This is a genomic window from Sphingomonas sp. Leaf25, assembly GCF_001421635.1.
In the GTDB taxonomy this organism is placed as follows: Bacteria; Pseudomonadota; Alphaproteobacteria; order Sphingomonadales; family Sphingomonadaceae; genus Sphingomonas.
This window is the reverse complement of record NZ_LMKU01000029.1, coordinates 43155-63395: the sequence shown is the minus strand read 5'-3', so window position 1 is coordinate 63395 and position 20241 is coordinate 43155. Positions and strand designations below refer to the sequence as shown.

The window sequence follows — 20241 nt, the reverse complement described above, 5'->3', positions numbered from 1 at the left end:
CGCGAACCGTGAATAGGCCGGGCACGTTCGCCGCCCCGACCCTCACCCGCATTTTTGGGAGTTAGCAATGCGCAGACCCAGTCGTCAGGTCGAGCTCGAAGACATAATCTCGGGACAGATCCTCGGGAACGATCCGGATGTCATCGCCCTCGTCATGAAGGTTCACTTGGCGCTTGAAGCACTTCTGATAGAGATGATCACCACGTTCCAGACCGACGACAAGATCTACAGGCTTTCCTTTCCCGGCAAGACCGAGCTGCTGCACAAGCAGGGGCTGATATCGGCGAGCGATCAGGCCGCCTACGACAGGTTCAACGACTTCAGGAACGACTTCGCCCACATCTTCGGTCACGAAGTGACGTTGTCGGACGCTCTCGAACTTGCGCGCGATCTCGAGGCGCACGGCGTCGACTTCTCTGATTCGGTTGGCCACTACGCGCCGGCCCAGGCCGAGGAGCATTACGGCGGCATGCTCGGCGTGCTCAGCGAGATCGGCTGGTGCATCCTGTTCCATGCCGCCTACGGGCTCTCCGAAGCAGGCGGCCGAGACGTGATGACGGCCTGAACGGCTCAGTCGCGCCCTTGTTGGCGGGGGCTGCTTCGCCGACGTCGAAAGCGTCACTCTGGAATTCGACTGGCGGACGTTTCGCCTGGCTGCGACCGGACGGGATGGCGGTTTGGTTCTCCGAGGTGACGAGGCCATCGACTGCTCTGGGCAGAGCCTCGACCGATGTCGGGGCCGGTCTCGGCCGGCCCCTAGGGCGGTTACTCGACGTCGCTCGCTTCATCCTCGTCCTCGTCATGCGTGGCGGCGTCTAGCATCGTGATGAAGCGTTGGGCCTGCCTCTCGACTTCCTTGAGCAGAGGGCGGATGTGCGCTGCCTGGTCGACGAGCGATCCGGCCTTGAACTCCTTCATCGTCTCGAGAAGGTCGGTAAGAGTCTTGATCGGCTTGCTCTTGCCGCGGTGCAGGGTCATTTCCGCAAGCAAATCGCGGACCGGGGTGGCGTCGCTCGGTTCCTCGACGTTGAGGCGTCCGGCGAAGTTTGTGGTGGAGTTCTTCGCGTCGTAGTTGGCAATGCGCTGCCAAACCCGCATGTCCTCGGCCTTCTGGAAGACGTTGGGATCGTCGTCGTCCTCGGTCTTCTTTCGATTCCGCGGCTTGCTGAAGGCCCACTGGAACAGTGCCTCCTCGCCCTTCTCGCTGAGATAGAGGTCATTGCTGCCGAATTCGAAGGCGTTCCTCGACACCTGGTGGTCGAGTATCTGCTCTATGTAGTATTGATCGCCGGACACGAACGAGTTCCCGGCGGTTTGGACGCGGTCATCGTAGTTCGCGCGGAAGCGCCCGAACGCGGAAGATGCCTGGATCTTGCGGCGGATCTCGTCCTTCTTGAGCGGAATGATGTCGGCGATCTGCGTCAGGATGCCCTCGTCGATCCGCAGCTCCTCCTTCGGAAACTGCGCGTGGAACCGCTCGAGGTAGAGCGACATGATGTATAGACCGACGGCGTGAGGGCCCCATTGCTTGGCAGGGGCGACGTGTCGCGCGCCGTGCAGGCGCGGGAGGATCTGGTTCAGCTCGGCAGCGTTGGCGGCCTTGACCGGGAACGCCTTGATCTTCTCCGTGCTCGCGATGAGGCTCTTGATCTTCTCGACCCGCTGCTCCTGCCGGCTGAGCTCGGGCGCGGGGAAGCCCCCGCCCTGACCGCGGCGCAGCTTCTCGAGCTTCTCCTCCTCCTTCGCCAGGTTCTTGCGAACCGTCTTGAGGACCGAAGTGCGGGTGTTGCCTTCCACGACCACGTAGCGTTCGGTCTTCGGATCCTTCCACACGAGGATCGGATCGACCGGCACCCAGCCCTGGTCGATGATCGACGATTCCAGTGTCTCCGCCTTGTAGACTTCGTAGGTGCGCGCGATCAGCGCCTCCTGCTTGGCCGGATCGAAGAGCTGATCGGCGCTGCCGTAGCCGGGCGGCTCGTCCGGCGTGATGCGCGGATTGTTCGGATCCACGAACATCTTTCCGAGCTCGATGTCCTCGGCGGGATGGAGATAGGCGGGGTCGGTTGCCTTGGTCATGATGGCTGCTCCTGCAAGTTCTTCAGGTCTAGGGTGAGCTTTCTGCGCCCCGCTTCCGCGATCATTCCCTCGGTGCGGTCGAGGTGCAGCGGGGGCAGGGGCGGCGAGGGTATCTCGGATCGGAGAACGGTGATCCGCGACAGCTGGCGCGCGGGCTCGACCGCGCGCAGAGCGTCGGCGAGGGTGTCCAACCATTCCACGAAGATCGTAGCGTCATCGCCGGAGAGCAGTCGCGCCTCGAAGCCGCCGATCGGCATCGGGACCTTCATCGCCAACGCGGCCCAGGCTGGGTCCTCGGCGTAGAAGGCGGCGATGCTGGCGCCGTTGTGACAGTCCGCCAGAAACGCCTCCAGAGCCCGAGGCACGCGGTTGCGGTAGTGCGAGATCGCGTAGCGCAGGAACGTGGTTGCGGCGTGCTTGTGGTAGTCGCGGTTGCCTAGCGCGGCGCCGGGGCGATCGTCGGTCTCGTCCAGCGCGAAGCCGAGGGCTCCCATGACCTCGATCAGTTCGCGGCGAAGACGATTTGCGCCGGCCTCCAGACCGACGGTCGGACCATAGGAATCGACGAACTCGCGGGCGTCAGCCCGCTCGCGGTTGGTTTCGCAGTATCTGTTGAAGAGAGCGCGGAAGAGGCGGGTGTTAGACTTCGTCTCGAGGAATGCGCCCCACGGGGCCTCGTCGAACTTCGACGCCTTGCCGAAGTAGGGGAGGCCGTAGAGCATCAGACGCGGCTCGTCGTCGAGCTCCACGTCCGCCAGGGCGTTTCTCACGCGACGAACGTTCTCGGGTGCGACGTTGTGCTCCGCCAGCAGCGCTTCGATGCCGGACACCAGTTCCTCGCGAGTGGAGTAGTCGAGATCGAGCAGGGCCGGGCGGGGGCGGTCACTGATGTCCTCGTAGAGCCAGCGCTGATCGAACCGGTAGGCGAGGGCGGGGTTGTCGACCTGGACGACCCACGCCTTCCGTTTGCCGGGCGCATGCCGGACACAGCGTCCAGCCGCCTGCATCAGCGTGACGATGCTCTCCGTCCGATAGGTGATGACGACGGAGTCGATCGCCGGATCGTCGAAGCCTTCAAGGAGCATCTGTGCCGAAACAAGGATGGCGTGAGGCTTCTCGGCGAAGAGCGCGAGGAGGGCTTCCTGGCCTAGGTCGTGCGAATTCGCCTTGCCGTGGATGAACCCGACGTCGGCAGGGCCGACGGGATGTCCGTCGCGCTCGTCCAGCAGCCTGGCGATGCGCGCATGGATCGCCTCGACGTGCTCGACGCGCGAGGCGATCACCATCGTCTTGCGGAAGCGCGAGGCCGTCTCATCGACGACCTTGTGCGCGATCTGGTCGATGATGTCGGGGTCGCCCAAGTCAAGAGAAGCGACCTTGAGAGGCTCGAACACCGGCACGATGATGGCGCGACGCTCCGCGAGCTCGCGATAGGTGACGGTGAAGGCGATCTCGTCGATGAAGATCGGCTTCTCGTCCATCCGCACCGGCGTCGCGGTGAGAAGGAGGACCGGGTAGGGCGACTTCTTATCGAAGACCGGGCGGTAGCTTGGCGCGGCCGCATGGTGCGCCTCGTCGACGATCACCATCGACGTCGGCGTGCGCCGCTCCATCAGGGCGGGCACCTCGCTTAGCATCGCGAAGTCGATGCGCTCGGCCAGGACCTGCGCGTTTGCGGGCAGGCCGGGCGGCGACTGGTCGACCAGCTTTCCGAGCTCCCGGAACGCCTGCGCCTTCAGATTGTGGCGGTGCGTGACCCAGATCGCCCGCGCGTCAGACGACAGAGCCGCCGCTAAGCGCTCCAGGACGATGCGCAGCGCGGTCCGCGTCTTGCCGGCGCCGGTGGGCAGCACGAGACCGACGTTGATCGTCTCGCTCTTCCGGAACGCGGCCATGCAGCGCTCGACCGCCACGTCCTGAAAGCTCCAGTCAGGACCATCGGGCGCGGTCGGAGCGGTGGCCACGAGTGGCGTGGCGCCCCTTACGGCGCGCGCGAGGACGGCGACGGGGACGCCAAGCAGGTCGGCGACAGCTGGAAGCTCCAGTCCAGCCTGCAGATGTGGCGCGGCGCGATTCCGAAATTCCGAAAGAGCGCCCTCATCAACGCGCGATGCCCACGGATTGTTGGCGAAGATCGAGCTGAGCAGATCGACTGTGCTCTGATTAACCCCGCGCGCCACGTCTTCAGACAGAAGGGCGTGAACGCGGTTGACGTGCACGGTGCCGTCCGCACCCCGCAGCGCGTCGTTTAGCGCGCGCGTGAGAGCGGCTGTGTTGCCGGTTTCTAGAAAGCCGGGGATCAGCATGTCGCTGATCAGCTGACGCACCAGGGGGTGGGAGACGGTGTAGCGGGCCATGGAACCTTATCTATTCCACAAAAATGGAACTTACAAGGCATTCCGGAATTATGGAATTATTAGGGTTGTTCGTTGCCCTCGGTCGGCGTAACAGCGTGACCCGACCTGACGACTCAGGCCCAGAACGGAAAAACCCCACGAAGGCGATTGCCTACGTGGGGTCTTCGTCCGGAGTGGTATGACGCTCAAGGCGTCAGGGGCCATGTCCGGCACACGGATAGGTATGTATTACGATGGCGACGAAATTGCAACCGCTGACGTTCGCCGATTTCGAGCAGGAGCTCGGCGTGCCCTACATGGCGCCCTTTCTCAAGTTCGCCTTGGGCGATCAGACGCGCGCGGTGCGACTGCACGCGTGGAACAACAACGTGGGCGCCGCCTTCCACCGGCCCCTCGAACTTGTCGAAGTCGCGATCCGTAACCGCATCGACAAGGCGCTGACGGTCGAGTTCGGCACCCACTGGTGGCATGCGCCCAAATTTCTCGCGCAGGCGAGCCAGGTGACCATCGCCGCGCTGGACGAAGCCTCCAAGCACGCCGAAGCCAAGGGCCGCGACGGTCACGCCGACGTCGTCGCGGAGATCACCTTCGGAGCTTGGGTGGCGATCCTGAGGCCCCGCTACTTCGATCTGATTTGGCGCCACCATGCTAGTCAGGTCTTCCCCGGTCATCGGCGCCTTCCGTTTCGTTCTATCGCCCAGACGATCGACGGGCTGCTGAAGCTGCGCAATGCGATAGGCCATCACGAGCCGCTGCTCGATCTCGACCTGCGCGGGTTGCATGAGGATCTGCTGACGGTGCTTGGCTGGATGTCGCCCATGATGCAGGCGCAGGCGAGCGCCACTTCGTTCGTGCCGAAGGTTCTGGCCGGCCGTCCGTGATCGAGGGGGTGCCCGATCCGCCGTCGGAGCGTGGAGCCGTCTGGACGCGCGAAGAGCTGGTTATGGCGCTTCGCATCGCCGTGTCGTCCGACGGGATCGATCCCGACAGGCCGTCCTTCGCGGTGGTGACGCTGGCTGACCTGCTGTCGCGTGCCGTTCTCCAGGGCGGCCGTCCTAGTTCCCCGTGGACCCGGTGCCCTCGCGCGGTGGCGCTGAAGGTGCTGGCGATCCGCCGCGCGCTGGTCGAGCCCGCTCGGCTCGTCCGCCTGGGCCGCGAGGCCGTCTCGGTCATCGGGCAGTTCGAAGGCCGGCTCGACAGGCTGAGAGCAGCGTCGGTCGAAGCCGAAGCGCTCTTGGAGTGGAGGGCGGCTCCGTCACGAGGTCCGGTGCCGTCGGAGGGGGCGTTCCGCGTCGATCGCACAGCCGACCCCAGCCTGGTATACGCCCTTCGGCTGGAAGGCGGCGCGACGACGCTTGCCGCCGGCACTGCCGAGGGTCGCGATCTGTTCAAAATCGGCCGCAGCGGCGATCTGCGCCGGCGGACCGCAGAGCTGAACTGGGGCTTCCCGTCGACGCTGGGGTTGCGCTGGGTTCCCTTTTCGGCGTCGCCCATGATGACGGCGGAAGCGGCGCACGCATTGGAGCAGAGCCTTCTCGTCGGCATAGCCTCGCGCGGCTGGTCGGTCGGCGGAGAGTTCGCGATGGCCCGCGTCGAGCTGATCGGCGAACTGCTGGTCGACGCCGGCCTTCAGACAATTATGCGCCCTGCTGCGGCCGCAAGACGCGCAAAGGTGGAGAGCGTCAATCCGGGCGGGGCTCGCCAGCGCAGGTCGCGCTCGGCGGCGGCGCCAAGGACGCCGGTCGGCCGTGCCAGCGCGGTGAGCCTGAAGTAGCCTTCCTCCGGGAGGCCGATGCCGGCGTCGCACAGGCCGTAGGCGAGATCGAGATCCGATGGATCGATTTCCGTCAAAAGCCATGACGCGGCACCGTCCGGCACGAACAGCCTGGCGACCGGAACCGGATCGAAGTCGGGCTCGGCTGCGGATCTGCGTCCGTTCTCGACGAGCAGTGCCAGTTCCTCGTCGCTGAAGTAGTCCTTCATCGTTTCCTCCAGATCGCTTGATCTGAAGACGTGCCTTGTTCTCTCAGCGCATGGCCGGCGCGCGCGTCACTTCTGGACGAGCAACCGGTGACCCCTGATCTCGACGCCGGCGCGGGCCATCGCTTCTTCCCAACCCTTTCTGGTGCCGATCGCCGACGGTTCGTCATAGAGCCCGTGACGCTCCTCCGCCGCGGTCAGTCTGGCGTAGGTCGCGCGGCGCGGGTGGTCTTGCGGCAGCATCAGTTCCTTGCGGTGGAGGACGGGCGGGTTCGCCCGGCCGCCGAACCTGCGCGACCTGACGGTCAGCTCCCGAAGGTGGACCTTGACCGACGACAGGAGGGCGGGGTGGGCGACGCCGTCGAGCGGTTCGTAGCAGAGGTAGGTCACCGTTGGCTCGTCGATGCCGAGCTTCACCACGTTGGCGTCCGGCACCGCGCCGACGTAGCCGCGGGCGCACCCTTCGAGGAGGCGAAGCCTGCGGGGCAAAGACGCGACGGCTTCGAGCGCGGCGTAGAGCGCGGTCGGCATCAGCTTACCGAACGGCGCCTGCCTGCACTCGTCCCCGATCACGCCAGGCTTCCCCAGAGAGACGAGTTCGGCGTCAGCCTCGGCGCAGGCGGCCGCATAGCTGCCGAAGAAGGCCTTCGCGTCGGTGAGAACCACGGCAGGCATGGCCGAGGCGTTGGGGCGGCCGTCAAAGCGGGCGAGAGCAAGCATGACGAGCAGGTCCTCCGATCGCGCCGCTCGGACGGGGTCGATGTCGCCAGCGTGTTCGAAGGCGAGCATGGCCGCGCGGGCCGCGCCGCCGGCGGCGCGATTGATCGCGTTTAGTCCGGGCAGTTCGGTCAGGTTCGGCGCGCGGCCGTGCGTCGCGATGAAGGCGACCAGGGGCTCGAGCTCCGACCTGTCTGGCATGGGGCGAAGGGCGGCCCGGAACTCGCGGGTGCGCAGCTGCCGCGCGGCGAGATGGGACGCGCGGGTCCGCTCGTCGGCGAAGACGTAGAAGATCCCCGGTGCCGCGGCGATCGACTTCACTGACAGTGTGGCGTCGATCCAGGACCGAAGCTCCTGCTGCTCGAAGAACTTCTGGAACGTGCCGATCCGCGTGATCACGCCGTCGGCAAGGCGCGGACCACCGCCGGCTGGCGCCTCGTCGGTGAGGCGGGCGGAGACGATCAGCAGCTCCCGCGCGAACCCGTATGCGTCGCGCAGAGTCTGGCACCGCTCCTCGACGTTCTCGATGACGTTGATCACGTAGCCTAGGTTGACGATCGCCGCGGGCGCCCGGCTGATGGTGGGCGCGTGGACCGGATCCCAGCCGACGGCGTCGATCCCAGCATCGCGCAGCCCGCGGACGTCGCCACCCAGTCCGCAGCCGTAGTCGAGGAGCGTCCTCTCCGGCCCGATCAGCCCGTCCGCGATGGCGGTTCTGATCGGACGGGAGAGGCTCGTCCGCCGCATCGCGCTCCGATGGCGTTGCGGCGGATCGATCATCGCTAGGCGGCCAGCGCCGTCAGGGCGTCGATGTCGCTGATGCTGCGGTCTGCGGCCAGATACGAGATGCCCCGGTGAAGGTGGAGCCGGAACTGCTGCGCCACGGTGGCGGGATCGGGCGTCATCCCGTCGACGAGGCAGCGCTCCTCCAGGAGCGCAAGGTAGAGATCGGCGTGCTTTCCGCCGAAGACCCTCCACGTCATCTCGACGTTGCTGTCGGCGGGATGGCGCGTCGCCGGCGGAACGCTCGGCTCGGCGAGCGATCGACAAAGCGCCCAGCGGCACAGGACGTTCCAGTGTTCGATGCCGGTCCGGCGTTTGAGCCGGATCAGCTGCTCGCGCGCCTGCTTCGAGACGGTCACCTGCTCAATGCTCATTGGCGGTCTCCAGCTCTCCGTCTTCGATTCTGGTCGCGTCCGCCGCCTCGTCGTGGACCAGGCGGTAACTTCGCCCGATTGACGGACGCAGCGCCGCGAGCGTCCGTCCGGCGATCTCCTCGTCCGTGGACAGGAGGATGGTCTGGTGGCTGACATGTGGGAAGTAGCGGCTGATGAGACTGCCGCGATGCGCCGAGTCGAGACGGCCGAGAGGCGTGTCGATGACGGTGGGCAGTGGTCGTCCCGAGGCCCGCGCCAGCCCCCACAGGACCGCGACGGCCAGGATCTGCCGCTCGCCCGCCGAAAGACGTTCGGGCGTGACGCGGTCGCCGCGCCGGCCGACGAGTTCGAGCGAGAAGTTCGCCGGATCGATGCGGACGCCCGCGATGAGCGTGCGCTTTCGCGCGAGTTCGTGAAAGCTCTGGAGTATCGCGGCCTCGATCCGGGACGCGTGCTTTTCCAGCACCGCCTTGCGGAAGCCGACGAGGCTCTCGCGGACCCGGACGGACTGCGACAGCATCTTCTGGAGATCCTCGGTCGCGAACTTTGCGCTCATCATCGCGTCATGCGCGTTCTGGGCCGCGGCCTTCAGGTCCGCCACCTCGCGATCGAACCGGGCCACCGCCTCAGCTCGCGCCTCCTGCTCGACGCGCGCGTCGGCGAGTGCGCGCCGCGCCTGCTCGAGGTCGGCGGCAAACGGGGCCAGTCGCTCCTCGGCCGGGATGGAGTCGATCGCGCCCTTGACGTCGGCCAGACGCGTGCGAGCCGCCTTCAGCGCGCCTGCGGCGGCCGCGGCGCGTTCGCGCACGTCGTCCAGTTGTCCAGCCAGCAGGTGTGCGAGCTGGTCGTTGGCGACGGTCGGAACCTCGGCCGTGGGCTCGCTCGCGGTCGCGGCGTCATCGTCGCGGGCATCGAGAGCGGCCAGGAGACGCAGCCGGACGGAACCGTCGATGCCGGGCTCGTTCAGCATTTCCCTGAACATCGCACGCTCCTCCACGAGCAGCGCGTGCGCGGTTGCCTTGCGCCACCGGCTGTCCTGCTCGCGCCAGCGGCGCTGAACGCGATCCAGGAGCGGGCGCGTGAGCGCGAGCGGAAGCACGCCCGCGGCGATCTCGCGCAGGTCGTGCCTCAGCTCTTCAGTCTGATGGGACGCCTCCTTGAGCGCGGCTTCGAGGCCAAGGCGCTGATCGGCCATGCCACCGCCTTCGCGGCGATAGGCTTCCTCCCGATCCCGAAGTGTTGCTTCCAGTCGTTCGATCTCGTTCACCGCAGCCGCCCGGCGCTGGATGAGCGCCTTGCGCTCGCCGTCCACCGTCTCGAGCCTTGCTGCGATGTCCGCACCCTTGTCGGGTGCTGGGTCCGTCCTGTTTTCGGTCCGCTTCCGCCGTTCGAGCAGCAAGAGGTCGGTGGCGAGCTGCTCGATGACGTCGAGGCCGAGGAGGTTCTCGATCGCGGTGCGGATCAGGCGCGACGCGCCCTCGAGATCGGCGTAGGCTTCGATCTTTTCGCCGTCGAAGAGGAAGAGCTCGGCGATCCGCGCCGGCAGGATTTCCTCGACCAGTTCGGCCCAGTGCTCCGCCGCCAGCGCGTCGGGCTTTCCGTCGCGGAGCACCTCGAAGCGTTCGCGCACGCGCTCGCCGCGCACCGACCAGGAGCGGTGCAGGCGGACCGAGCGCTCGCGACCTTCCGAGACGTGTCGGAAGGCCACCTCGATCGCGGCCTCCGGCGCTGGAGCGCGTCGGTGGATGGAGCGACGGAGATAGTCGTCGTAGGAACCGCCCGACCGGTTCGAGACGGCGGCCGCCGTGCCGAAGAGACCGAGCTGCAGGGCGTCCAGAAGCGTGGTCTTGCCTGCGCCGTTCAGCCCGCCGAACAGGATGATGGGGCGGTCCTGGGAGTGGGGGGTCAGCACTGCCGTCTGACGCCCCGCGTAGACGCCGAAGTCGTGGACCGTGAGTTCGTCGATGATCAAGCGCCGATCTCCGAGAGCGGGAGTTCCGGTGCGGCGGGACCATCGTCGCGCGAAAACGCCGCGCGGCGCTCGAGTGCGGACGTCGTCGCCTCCTCGGCGTCGAGGAAGACGCCGCGCCGCAGCGAATTCTCCAGCGCGCGGAAGAGACCGGCGCGGCGTGTCATCGTGCGGTGCCTGCGTTCGACGTCAAGCAGCTCGCGAGTGAGGGCGAACAGAGCGTCGTCCGCAAGCATCTCCTTCAGTAGCTGCGTGTCCTCGGCGGCGGTCGTGAGGTCGTCAGCGATCGGCGGTCCGTCATACGCCTTGCCGGTGGCGGTCTCGTAGATGCCGGGCAGCAGGTCTTCGGTCTCGTGCTTCTCGAACACCCACAGCCGCCTGATTTCGTGCAGCTCCTCCGGGGTGAGAAGCTCCATCTCGGCCATCTCAGGCGGTCCCTCGCGGCGGATGTTCGTCTGCGCCTCGAGCACGCGGCGCAGCCACATCGAGCGGGCGTCCTGCGTGTAGGGTCCATGGATCAGGCGGTCGTTGTGAAGCTGAACCGAGCCGTTCATCCGGCGGAAGTCGCGAAGGTGGCGATCGTCGCGCTTGCCGGTCTCCTCGCTCCGCACGTCGAGCTCGTCGCGCAGCGCGAGGAGCGGCGTCATCCACTCCTTCTCCTGGTCGTTCTGGATCATCGCCTGCATCGACTTGTCCTTGTCGACGAGCGTGCAGACCCAGCAGCCGAAGCGGCTGTCGCCGCATGATGGCGTGGACGCGTCGATTACCAGCGGGCACTCGCCGTCGGCGGACGCGCCTTGATACATCGTGAGCAGGTCTCGGTTGTCGAAGCCCCAAGGGTTCTGGACCTGCATGAGGAAGAGCCAGACGTCGTCGTTGGTCCAGGTCTCGATCGGGGTGTAGACGTAGGAGTTGGGCAGCGACGCGTTGGGACTGAGGCCGTCGCGCAGGCGCTGCCCCTCTAGCCGCTCCATCACCTTCGTTCGCGCGCCGGACTCGGCCTTGCGCATCCCAAGCACGACGATGCTTTCGCCATTCGCGCGGGTGACCTCGCCGATGAAGCGGTTGGACGGATCGATCTTAAGCCGCTCGGTGCACCACCGAAACTTCGGGCGCGGCGCCGGGTAGCCGCGGCCGATCAGGTTGACCCAGAAGGTGTTGATGGGATCGGGAGTCAGCCGATGCGACGTGATTGGCAGACCGGCCGCCTTCGCGCGCTGGCCGATCAGGTCGAGCGAGCGCGACACCCATGCCGCGACGACCGGGTTCTCCACGAGCGTGTCGGTCGAGATGACGTGGACCGGCTTGTGCAGCTGATCCTTTGGCAGGGAGGACAATGCCAGCCACACGGCCTGCAGCGTCGCCGTCGAGTCCTTGCCGCCGCTGTATCCGATGATCCACGGAATTTCGTCAGCCCGATAGAGCTCGACGATCTCCTCCATCATTCGCGCGATGGCGGCCTTGAAGCCGTCCGCGAAGGCCGAGGCGGCCCGCCGGGACGCTGGGTCAGTCGACATTCTGGCTCCTGTTGAAGGCGTCTTCGAGCCGCTGCTCCTCCGGGGAGAGTTCGAGGCCGATCGCCGTCTTGATTAGATTGCCCGTCAGGATGACGTTCTGGGAGTTCTTGGCGAGATTGCCGCCGGTGGTCGCTCTGCCCTCCCAACCGGGAGCGTCGCGGCGCCAGTCGAGTGCCTCGATGCCGGCGAGTCCATCGCCGAGAGTGCCGCCGCCGTTGTGGACGAGGCAGCTCCCGACCCGGCCCAGAGCGTGAAGGGCGACGCCGTGCGTGTGGATGCACTCGGACCGGATCCGCCCGGCGGACACCCTGCCAGCGCGGACCTCCTCCCAGGCCGGGAAGCGGGAGTAGAGGTCGCGCCAGAAAGCGACCGACGTCTCGAGCCGATCGACCTCGGGCGCGGCCGACAGCAGCTGCTTGGTCGCCGTGTGCAGCGCGCTCAGCGTGAACAGCTTCTTCGAGCCCTTGGACAAGCTCGACCGCTCCATGTCGACCAGCTCCTTCAGCTCCGGAATACGTTCGATTACGGCGCGCGCCAGACCGGCCTTCTCGTCGCGGTGGTCGTAGAGGACGTTCAGCGAGGAGGACGGCCGGATGGAGTAGCGGTTGAGGTCCGCGAACATCTGTTGGCAGCGTGCGAGCGAGCGGTCGTGGAAGAAGACGACGGCGATCGTCTCGTCCGCTAGGGATGGACGCTGGCGCAGCGCCTGCTCGATTGCGGCCCGGCGGTGCTGGCCGTCGTTGATGATGAAGCGCGCCGACAGCGGGATGTGCAGGGTGCCCACGTCGCTGGCCCCGGTGGCCTCGAACCGCACGTCGGCGTCGATCGACGCGGTGATGGCGGAGAACACGTATGAGTCGGCGTGGTCGACGATGTAGCGGGCGATCTCGGGCACGCGCCCGCGGTTGAGCTGGCGCTGCGCGCGCAGCTCCGGCGGCTCGATGTCGTCGAACTGGAAGAGCATCACCAGCATCCGCAGAGGACACATGGAGACGTAGTATTCTCGCCCTGCCTGAATCCCTCGCACGGCGGGAAAGACGTAGCTTCCGGCAGTCTGCATCGCTATCCCCGCTTCACGCCTCGACGAACGCGTGATAGGCTATGTCTATAGAGACGCACTGCGTCAATCGAAGAGACGTAGTTTGGCAAATTATTCCGGAAATGACGTAGCCTATCTAGACTTCGCCGCGACGACCCCGGTGGACGAGCGCGTCGCCGAGCTGGTGTTGCGGCTGATGCGCGACGACTTCGCCAACGCCGGTAGCCGCACCCACGAGATGGGCGTGCATGCGGCGCGGGAGGTGTCGAAGGCGAGGGAGCTGGTCGCCCGCGCGCTGGCGGCGTCACCCGAGGAGGTGGTGTTCACCAGCGGCGCGACCGAGGCTTCGAACCTGGCCATCCTGGGCCTGGCGCGCGCGAACAAGGGCGCTGCGCGCCACATCGTCACCACAGCGATCGAGCACAGCGCCGTCGAGGGGCCGATAGCGGCTTTGGAGCGCGACGGCTACGAGGTGACCCGCGTGGCGCCGGACCGGCGCGGCCACGTGTCGGCCGACGACGTCTTGGCAGCGGTTCGGGAGGACACGCTGCTGGTGTCGGTGATGCACGCGAACAACGAGACCGGCGCCGTCCAGCCGATCGTCGCGATCGCCGACGGCCTTCGCGCCGAGCCGGCCTTTCACGTCGACGCGGCGCAGACCTTCGGTCGGCTGAACGAGGACCTGCGTTACCCGCGCATCGATCTGATCAGCGTGAGCGGCCACAAGATCTATGCACCTAAAGGCGTGGGCGCGCTCGTGGCTCGCCGTGGCGACGGTCGTCCCCCGATCGCGCCGATCATGTTCGGGGGCGGGCAGGAGCGGGGTCTGCGGCCGGGGACCGTCCCGGTGCCGCTCGTCGCCGGCCTTGGACTCGCCAGCGCACTGGCCGAGGCGGAGGGCGCGGCGCGCGGCGAGCGCTGCGCGGTGATCCGGTCGGACGCGCTGGATGCGCTTGGCTCGCTGGGCGGCGTGTTCCACGGGGAAGGCGGGCGCACGCTGCCGCACATCCTCTCGGTGGCGTTTCCCGGCATCGATTCCGAAGCGCTGATGGTCGCGCTGCGCGGCGTCGCGGCGGTGTCCAACGGTTCCGCCTGCACGTCGGCGAGCTACAAGCCTTCCCACGTGCTCGAGGCGATGGGCGTGGACGACGAGGTGCTGAGGGGAACGATCAGGATCTCCTGGTCGCACGACGTGGCTGATCCGCCGTGGCACGACATCGCGGGCGTCGTTCGGATGCTGTCCTGACGACGACCTCTCGGCATCTTCTTCCGGCTCCGAACGCGTTCCTGGTTCGACGTGGTCCTGAGTGTAGGAGTGGACGTGCGCGGACCTTCTGTCGGCTAAAGGGTGACGAGTATTTCCTCCACCGTCTCCAGCGCGCAGCGCGTCGAGTAGTCCGGGGGAAGGAAGCGACTGAAGCGGATTTCAGCTTGCGTGATTTCGCGGACCATCGTCAGCGTGAGCGCGAGATTCTGACTGTCGTCCAGGCCGAACGAGTAACCCTGCGGGAGTGCGTCGAATGGGACGCCCTCGCCGTGCAGCGCCAGCGCGCTTGCGATGCTCCGGAGCGGGCCAGTCATGTGTCGGCGGGACGCATTATGATAGCGACCGCGCCGGCGATAGGACTGGTCGAGCAGCATGCAGACGGCCCAGTAGTTAAGATTGCCGATGTGGCGCAAAGCGGGGAGCAATTCGTCCTTCACGTCTTCGCCGGCTGGCGGAAGGCCGGTCTCCACCCGCAGCTCATGGCTTGGAAAGTGTGGGTGGCCCGTCGTCCACACCTCTGGTCCTGGGAGCGCGGAGTGCGTGCCTAGGAAGATCGACTTGAAGAGCTCGAAGTGCTCGGCTTCGCCTTCGATGCGCACCTCCTCAAGCCGCTTCAGCCAGAGGTCGAAGTCGATGAGATCGGGCTCGCGGCTGCGGAGTTCCGCGATAACCGCCTCGATCTTCCTGTAGAGCGAGCCGACTTGATTGGGTCTCGCCGTGCCTAATATGCCATACAGCTGATCCACGAACTTCTGATCTGCCGAATCCTGTTGTTCGGGCGAGATGCTATCGGCCGGCGCTTCGACATAGACGTATTTGGCCACGGTCTCGAGGCTCAGAGCCTCTAGCGCGAAGGCGAATGGATAGATGTCCTGCTCGTAGGGGAACTGCTGCCGTCCGAGGTGTGGACCGGCGCCCAGTTCGACCAGCAGGCCGTTGACGACGTCGAGGTGGGTCATCTCCTCGATCGCGACGCCGAGGATGTGGAGCGGACGGCCGCCGTAGCGGTGGCTCGCCCATCCTGCCAACGACAGATATTCCGGACATTTCACCGAGAATGCGGCGTAGAGATACTGGACGAGCAGCGAATGCTCGATCTCGGCAGCGTCCCGCAGCAGCCTTATCAGTTCGATCAGCGGATTTGCGAAGAGCGGCACGTAGCCTTGAGCAGGTGTCGGGCTGGCGGCCAGACTCACGGCGAGCGGGATTTCGATCGCGTCGAGGCTGAAGTCGGCGCGAAGGTTGTGGACGGCGCCCTTCTCGACGGTGGGTTCCAGCAGGCCCAGCATGTCGAACCGCTCTGTCAGCGGGTCGTCCTTCATCTTGAGAGAGAAGTTGGCTGGCGCGTGTGCCGGCGCGCGCTCGTCGATCGCCCGTCGTATGGCTTTCCGGTATCTCGCGTAGCCGGTGCACCGGCACAGGTTGTGGCCCGCGACCGCCTCGATCACCGTCTCGGGATCCTGTTGGGGCAGTGCCGCCATTTGCTCGTAAGCTACCACGCCGGCGACGGCGAAGCCGGCTGCGCAGTAGCCGCACTGCATCGCGCCCTCGTCGAGAATGGCCTGCTGGACCGGATGGAGGTTGGTCCCATTGGCGATGCCTTCGATCGTCGTGACCTCCCAGTCGTTCACGTGGCGCATGGCGATCATGCAGGATTGCTTCGTCACGGGTGGCTCGCCGGGACCGTGGCGCACCATGACGGTGCAGGCGCGGCATTCGCCGATGCTGCAGCCGATCCGGGTGCCCGTCTTGCCCAGGACCTCGCGCAAGTAGTGTCCGAGGTGCATGTCCTCGGGGACGTCCTTTACGATCTGGGACGTGCCGTTGACGGTGAAGCTGACGTCTGAGGTCTTTCTAAGCACCTAGGCCCCCCACGATCTTGAGGTCTGCAAACTTGATTGGCAGCCGATTGGGCCAAGCGTCCGACGAATGATGCCCCAGCGCATGCGCTATCGCGTTTGAGATCGCGGCGGCGACGGTGGTCATCGTCACTTCGCCAGCGCCCTTGTGCCGAATGTGGGCGTCGTCGGCGTTGAGCGCACCGCCGATCGGAAGGGCGACGCAGTGCTGCTCGAGCTTGATTCCGCTAACGTCGGACGATCTCGGCATAATGTAGCGGTCGAAATTCACGTATCGATCCTGGCCGGACTCGCGCGGCAGCTCCTCGAAGAGGGCGTGGGCGATGCCCATCTGCAGTCCGCCCTCCACCTGTCCGGCCAGCACAGCTTCGATGATGGGTTCTCCGGCATCGAGAAACGCGACCACGTCGGTGACGACAATGCGGCCGGCCTTTGGATCGACCTCGACCGCGATCAGGTGCGCGCCGGCTGCGTATCCGGACCGAGGCACGGGCGACTTTCCCGGGCCCGTGGGGTCGGGGAAGACGCGTTCGTAGACGTCGAGCAGCGTCGGCGCTGCGAGGGGATCGCGCGCGAAGCCGATCGCGTCGGCGAAAGTCTGGTGCTCGATCGGTCCCTCGACGAACCTTGCCTTTGACCAGCCGTTGGCGAAGTACCCGTGCGCTATCGCCATCCTCTCGCGGCCAGTGTCCTCCATTTGCTTGGCGATCTCGGCCAACGTGACAGTTCGACCGTCGACCACGAAGCCCTTCTCGTTCCAGGCAGCAGCGATCGCCTCGTCGTCTAGCTTCGATCCCGTGATGGCGCGCAGCGTGGGGAGGACGCGGAACCGCAGCAGAGCGGCCAGCGCCTCGCGGACGACGTGAACATGGAAGAAGGCCGTCTTCGACGCACTCGCCGACGACCGGTCCCCCCATTTCTTCGGGACGTTTTGCGCGTTCTGCAACATCAGCGCCGAGAAGGCGGCGAAGGGTTCCGCCGTGCCAAGCTGGACCTGGGCACGGGTGTGGAAGGCGGCCTCGACCACGGCGGCGAGCGACTGCCTCGCTCCCTGGCCCATGTCGACGGTCTCGCTCCATACGGTGACGGCGCCGTCGAGCTCGAGCTGCACAGCCGCGAACTGCGGATCCCCCGAGGTGCCATAGGCTTGCATGCAGCCGGCGAACCCAACGCCCCGATAGACGCCGCGCGCTGCGCCCTCGTCGCGCGCTTCTGCTCGCCCGGTCCAGAGCGGATGCTTGCCGGCGAGATCGCAGACCTCGGCGTTCGCGACGTGGAACTTGAGTGGGGTGCCGGCGAGATCGCAGTCGGCGTCAGCCGGCAGTCGAGCGTGCTTGAGGACGTTGCGGCGTCTGAATGCGACTGGGTCTTCCTTCAGACCCAGCACGGCGAGCTTGTCGACGGCCGTCTCGATGTTGAAGTTGACCTGGGGGATGCCGAAGCCGCGCATCGAGCCGACAACCGGAACGGCGCGTCTCGTCACGATGCCGTTCACGCTGGCCTGCCGGAACCTGTAGAAACTGGTGGCGTGCAGAGACCCGAGCGACATCACGGGATTGCTCAGGTTGATCTCGGCCCCGCCTTCGAACACCACGTGGATGAGCGCACGGTCGAGCAATCCTTCCTCGGTTGCCGTCACGAGGCTGTGGACGGCGGAGCCGTGCCGTTTCAGTCCTGCCTGGAACTGCTCGAAGCGGTCATATGCCAGTCGGACGGGCTTGCCGGCGAAAATGGCGGCGAAGGCGAGCTGGAAGAGATGAGGCGCCATGTCGCGACCACCGAAGCCGCCGCCGATGTCGGCACCCCAGAGCTCGATCTTCTTGACCGGGGAATTGGCCGTAACGAGCGCCGCGAGCGCCCGGCGTTCTCCAGACGCCGACTGCGTCCCGGCCAGAATCGTCAGCGTGCCGTCCTTCAAACGCGCCAGCCCGCTTTCCGGCTCGAGAAATGCGGGGTCCACCTGCTGCGTGTAGGTCGTGGTCTCCACGCAGAGCTGGCCCGCCTTCAGCTGCCCAAGTTCCACTTGGATTGCCGCCGCCGTGGCGCTGGCCGTGACTCGGTCCGTCGGATCTGCCCGTGACCAGGCCCCGCCGCTGAAGGTCAGCGGCCCGTTAGAATACTGGCTGGAAGATGGATAGGGGGCCGTCGACCAGAGGTAGTGCTGTCTCGCAAGGGTCGCATCCGCCTTCGAGTTGCGCCAGTCCCCGAGTATCTCGTCCAGCGTCGGGTTAGCCGGCAGGACTTCCGGGGGCACGTCCTCGTATACGACAATGCCGCGGTCTTCGCGCAGCTCCTGCGCGGACCTTCGAAAGGTCAGGAAGTCGTCGTAGATGAGGATGGCAAGGGGCTGGCTGAGGAACTCGGGAACGGTGTCGGCGAGGCATATCTGGCGGGTCACCGTCCAGTTGGCGTCCTTCGGGGCAGGCATCACGCCGATCTTCGGGTCGTAGCCCGCGATGCGGATTGTCTCTTCGGTAATCACTTTGGAGGGCTGGTTCTCTTTGCTCAGCTTGGTGAGGTCGAGGCGCTTGAACTTCTTCGTGACGCAGGTCGCTCGCACCACGAGCGCGTGTGCGCAGTCCTCCCCCCAGCCGAGATCGTCCGAGCGATAGTCGCTAGCGAAGACCTTCTCTCCTGTGATCTTGGCACGGCGAAGATCAGGTTCCAGCCATTTCGGTTGATTCTGGCCCAATGCAGCTCTCCCCCGTGTGCTGCCACGGTTGTCGCGACGAGCCTGCCGTCGAATTAGCCCCGAGCTGCAGCGGCTGCAGGATGCACGAGCGAAGAGCGCAAGTAAATCGGGCGCCGCCCTTCTTGTTTACTTGCAAGACAGCGGCTTTGCGTCATGCTGATTGAGGGCCAGGAAGGGGAGGAGACGCCAAATGGGGGGCGAGCCGAAAGCGACCAGCGAAGCCGATCAGGATCCTCTCGCATTCTACGCGAAGAAGACAGTGGAGGAGCTGACGCAGGTCGAGAACAACAACGTGTCTGCCGAGGACGCCGAACGCCATACCATCTACAGCCGGTTGGTCTTCGCGATCGTCGCGGACGCGTTCAACGGAAACAAGAAGGGGCCGGCCGGCACCTATCCCGGACGAGCCAGCCAGATGATCGAGAAGGGGCGCTACGCGGGCGATGCCTGCGGCGACCGCTACTTCGGTCACAACATCGCCTGCATCGCTGTCGACGGGCGGGGCGAGATCATCGATTTCGAGTTCAACCACAACGAGCTCTACAACAGTTCGACGGAGCACGCGGAGGCTCGGCTGGTCCGCCGCATCTTTAACCTGAACCAGAACTACGATCACTGGCAGACGATCGACACGAGCGAGATCAAGGAGGTCCCCTACGGAACGCTGCTGAGCGCGGTGACGCTCTACACGAGCTTGGAGTCATGTGCCCAGTGCTCGGGCGTGATGACGCTCGCGAACCTGAAGGCTGTGATCTATCTGCAGGGCGACCCGGGGCAGTATCGGATCGGCAACATCATGTATAACCTGTCCAATTCGCTGGCCGTGTCGCATCCACACACGCATGGTGGATCGACCGGTAAGCCCGCCACCAAGTATTGGGCGCCCGAGCCGGTCAGCGCAGATCTGTTTGGTTTCGCGCACAAGGCGACGCTCGAAGCGGACTACGTCCGGTTCGTTGCGGAGAAGGACAAGGTTCCGTTCTACGTCCAGCCGGACGGCACGCCTGTTCCGTCCGACAGCATCACGTCGTTCCTATGCACCGACGCTGCCAAGTCCATCTTCGCCGCCGGAGCCGACGAACTAGAAAGCATGGTGCTGAGCTTTCCCGATTACACTCCGGCACGTCCGGCAGCTGTGCGTCAGGCCCTTACGAATGCCGAGGTGCTCGACCAGGCGCGTCGATATCGCATCTATGTAAGGAAGGTCGGGCGGCGGGGGACAACGCACAAGTAGCTCCTTCCGGAACAGTCGTCAGAGCTCGGTCATCGCCTTGCCGACCGCTTCGGCGGTCGACCTGTTCAATCGGTAGGAGATGGTCGTCCCCGAGCGCGTGGTGCTGACGAGATCCGCGTCGGCGAGCTTCTTCAGGTGCGACGACAGGGTGCTCTGACCGACTTCGAGACGACGTCCGATCTCGCCCGCGGCGAGCCCGTCCTTCTCGCCCGACAGCAGGCGGAGGACCTCGAACCTCGTCGGGTGGCCGGCGGCTGCCAGGATGGTCGGGATCCGTTCGGAATTCATGGGTCCAGTGTGCTTTTCGAAGCGCGCCGGTCAAGACACCCTTGATATTTCGTTATTTCACGATATATCGATATATGGGCGCTCGG

General features: G+C 65.8%; 15 protein-coding genes. 4 read left to right on the top strand and 11 right to left on the bottom strand.

Annotation, left to right across the window (positions count from 1 at the left end; translation table 11 throughout):
* The first annotated feature begins 67 nt into the window (after nucleotides 1–67).
* Complete coding sequence (locus tag ASE78_RS11935; protein WP_056497471.1) at nucleotides 68–565, top strand: hypothetical protein; 498 nt, start codon at nucleotides 68–70, stop codon at nucleotides 563–565.
* A 200-nt stretch (nucleotides 566–765) separates the two neighbouring features.
* Here the strand turns inward: ASE78_RS11935 and ASE78_RS11930 are convergent, their stop codons facing one another.
* Together ASE78_RS11930 and ASE78_RS11925 are read right to left on the bottom strand one after the other, a co-directional pair.
* Complete coding sequence (locus ASE78_RS11930) at nucleotides 766–2079, bottom strand: hypothetical protein (protein WP_056497468.1); 1314 nt, start codon at nucleotides 2077–2079, stop codon at nucleotides 766–768.
* Nucleotides 2076–4436, bottom strand: coding sequence for a DEAD/DEAH box helicase (locus ASE78_RS11925; RefSeq protein WP_056497464.1), 2361 nt, complete (start codon nucleotides 4434–4436; stop codon nucleotides 2076–2078). The genes ASE78_RS11930 and ASE78_RS11925 overlap by 4 nt, the downstream gene beginning before the upstream one ends.
* A gap of 233 nt (nucleotides 4437–4669) precedes the next feature.
* On the opposite strand from ASE78_RS11925, the gene ASE78_RS11920 reads away from it, so the two are divergent.
* A complete protein-coding gene (locus ASE78_RS11920) occupies nucleotides 4670–5317 on the top strand; it encodes a hypothetical protein (RefSeq protein ID WP_056497461.1) in 648 nt (215 codons plus the stop codon).
* 748 nt (nucleotides 5318–6065) lie between these two features.
* Here the strand turns inward: ASE78_RS11920 and ASE78_RS18370 are convergent.
* From ASE78_RS18370 to dndB, 6 genes are all read right to left on the bottom strand, one after another.
* The gene (locus ASE78_RS18370) at nucleotides 6066–6419 is read right to left on the bottom strand and encodes a DUF2958 domain-containing protein (protein ID WP_082467192.1); all 354 of its coding nucleotides are present in this window, start codon (nucleotides 6417–6419) and stop codon (nucleotides 6066–6068) included.
* A gap of 66 nt (nucleotides 6420–6485) precedes the next feature.
* A complete protein-coding gene (locus tag ASE78_RS11910; RefSeq protein ID WP_082467191.1) occupies nucleotides 6486–7913 on the bottom strand; it encodes a DNA phosphorothioation-associated putative methyltransferase in 1428 nt (475 codons plus the stop codon).
* 2 nt (nucleotides 7914–7915) lie between these two features.
* Nucleotides 7916–8290 (bottom strand): DNA sulfur modification protein DndE, encoded by a 375-nt coding sequence (gene dndE / locus ASE78_RS11905; protein ID WP_056497453.1) that lies wholly within the window; start codon nucleotides 8288–8290, stop codon nucleotides 7916–7918.
* Nucleotides 8280–10262, bottom strand: a complete 1983-nt coding sequence (dndD, locus tag ASE78_RS11900) for a DNA sulfur modification protein DndD (RefSeq protein ID WP_056497450.1) — start codon at nucleotides 10260–10262, stop codon at nucleotides 8280–8282. Before dndD ends, dndE begins: the two co-directional genes overlap by 11 nt.
* Entirely contained in the window at nucleotides 10259–11776 is a 1518-nt protein-coding gene (gene dndC, locus ASE78_RS11895; RefSeq protein ID WP_056497447.1) for a DNA phosphorothioation system sulfurtransferase DndC, read from the bottom strand. The genes dndD and dndC overlap by 4 nt, the downstream gene beginning before the upstream one ends.
* Nucleotides 11766–12836 (bottom strand): DNA sulfur modification protein DndB, encoded by a 1071-nt coding sequence (dndB, locus tag ASE78_RS11890; protein ID WP_082467190.1) that lies wholly within the window; start codon nucleotides 12834–12836, stop codon nucleotides 11766–11768. Before dndB ends, dndC begins: the two co-directional genes overlap by 11 nt.
* An 82-nt stretch (nucleotides 12837–12918) precedes the next feature.
* On the opposite strand from dndB, the gene ASE78_RS11885 reads away from it, so the two are divergent.
* Nucleotides 12919–14061 carry an aminotransferase class V-fold PLP-dependent enzyme gene (locus ASE78_RS11885; protein WP_056497442.1) on the top strand — a complete coding sequence of 381 codons (1143 nt, stop codon included), beginning with the start codon at nucleotides 12919–12921 and terminating at the stop codon, nucleotides 14059–14061.
* Between the two features lie 95 nt (nucleotides 14062–14156).
* Here the strand turns inward: ASE78_RS11885 and ASE78_RS11880 are convergent, their stop codons facing one another.
* A complete protein-coding gene (locus ASE78_RS11880; protein ID WP_056497438.1) occupies nucleotides 14157–15944 on the bottom strand; it encodes a ferritin-like domain-containing protein in 1788 nt (595 codons plus the stop codon).
* Nucleotides 15937–18633, bottom strand: coding sequence for a xanthine dehydrogenase family protein molybdopterin-binding subunit (locus ASE78_RS11875; RefSeq protein ID WP_156351492.1), 2697 nt, complete (start codon nucleotides 18631–18633; stop codon nucleotides 15937–15939). Before ASE78_RS11875 ends, ASE78_RS11880 begins: the two co-directional genes overlap by 8 nt.
* A gap of 190 nt (nucleotides 18634–18823) precedes the next feature.
* Here ASE78_RS11875 and ASE78_RS11870 point away from each other — a divergent pair, with 190 nt between their 5' ends.
* Nucleotides 18824–19867, top strand: coding sequence for a deaminase (locus ASE78_RS11870; protein ID WP_056497432.1), 1044 nt, complete (start codon nucleotides 18824–18826; stop codon nucleotides 19865–19867).
* A gap of 18 nt (nucleotides 19868–19885) precedes the next feature.
* Here the strand turns inward: ASE78_RS11870 and ASE78_RS11865 are convergent, their stop codons facing one another.
* A complete protein-coding gene (locus ASE78_RS11865; RefSeq protein WP_056497429.1) occupies nucleotides 19886–20155 on the bottom strand; it encodes an ArsR/SmtB family transcription factor in 270 nt (89 codons plus the stop codon).
* Nucleotides 20156–20241: the final 86 nt, after the last annotated feature.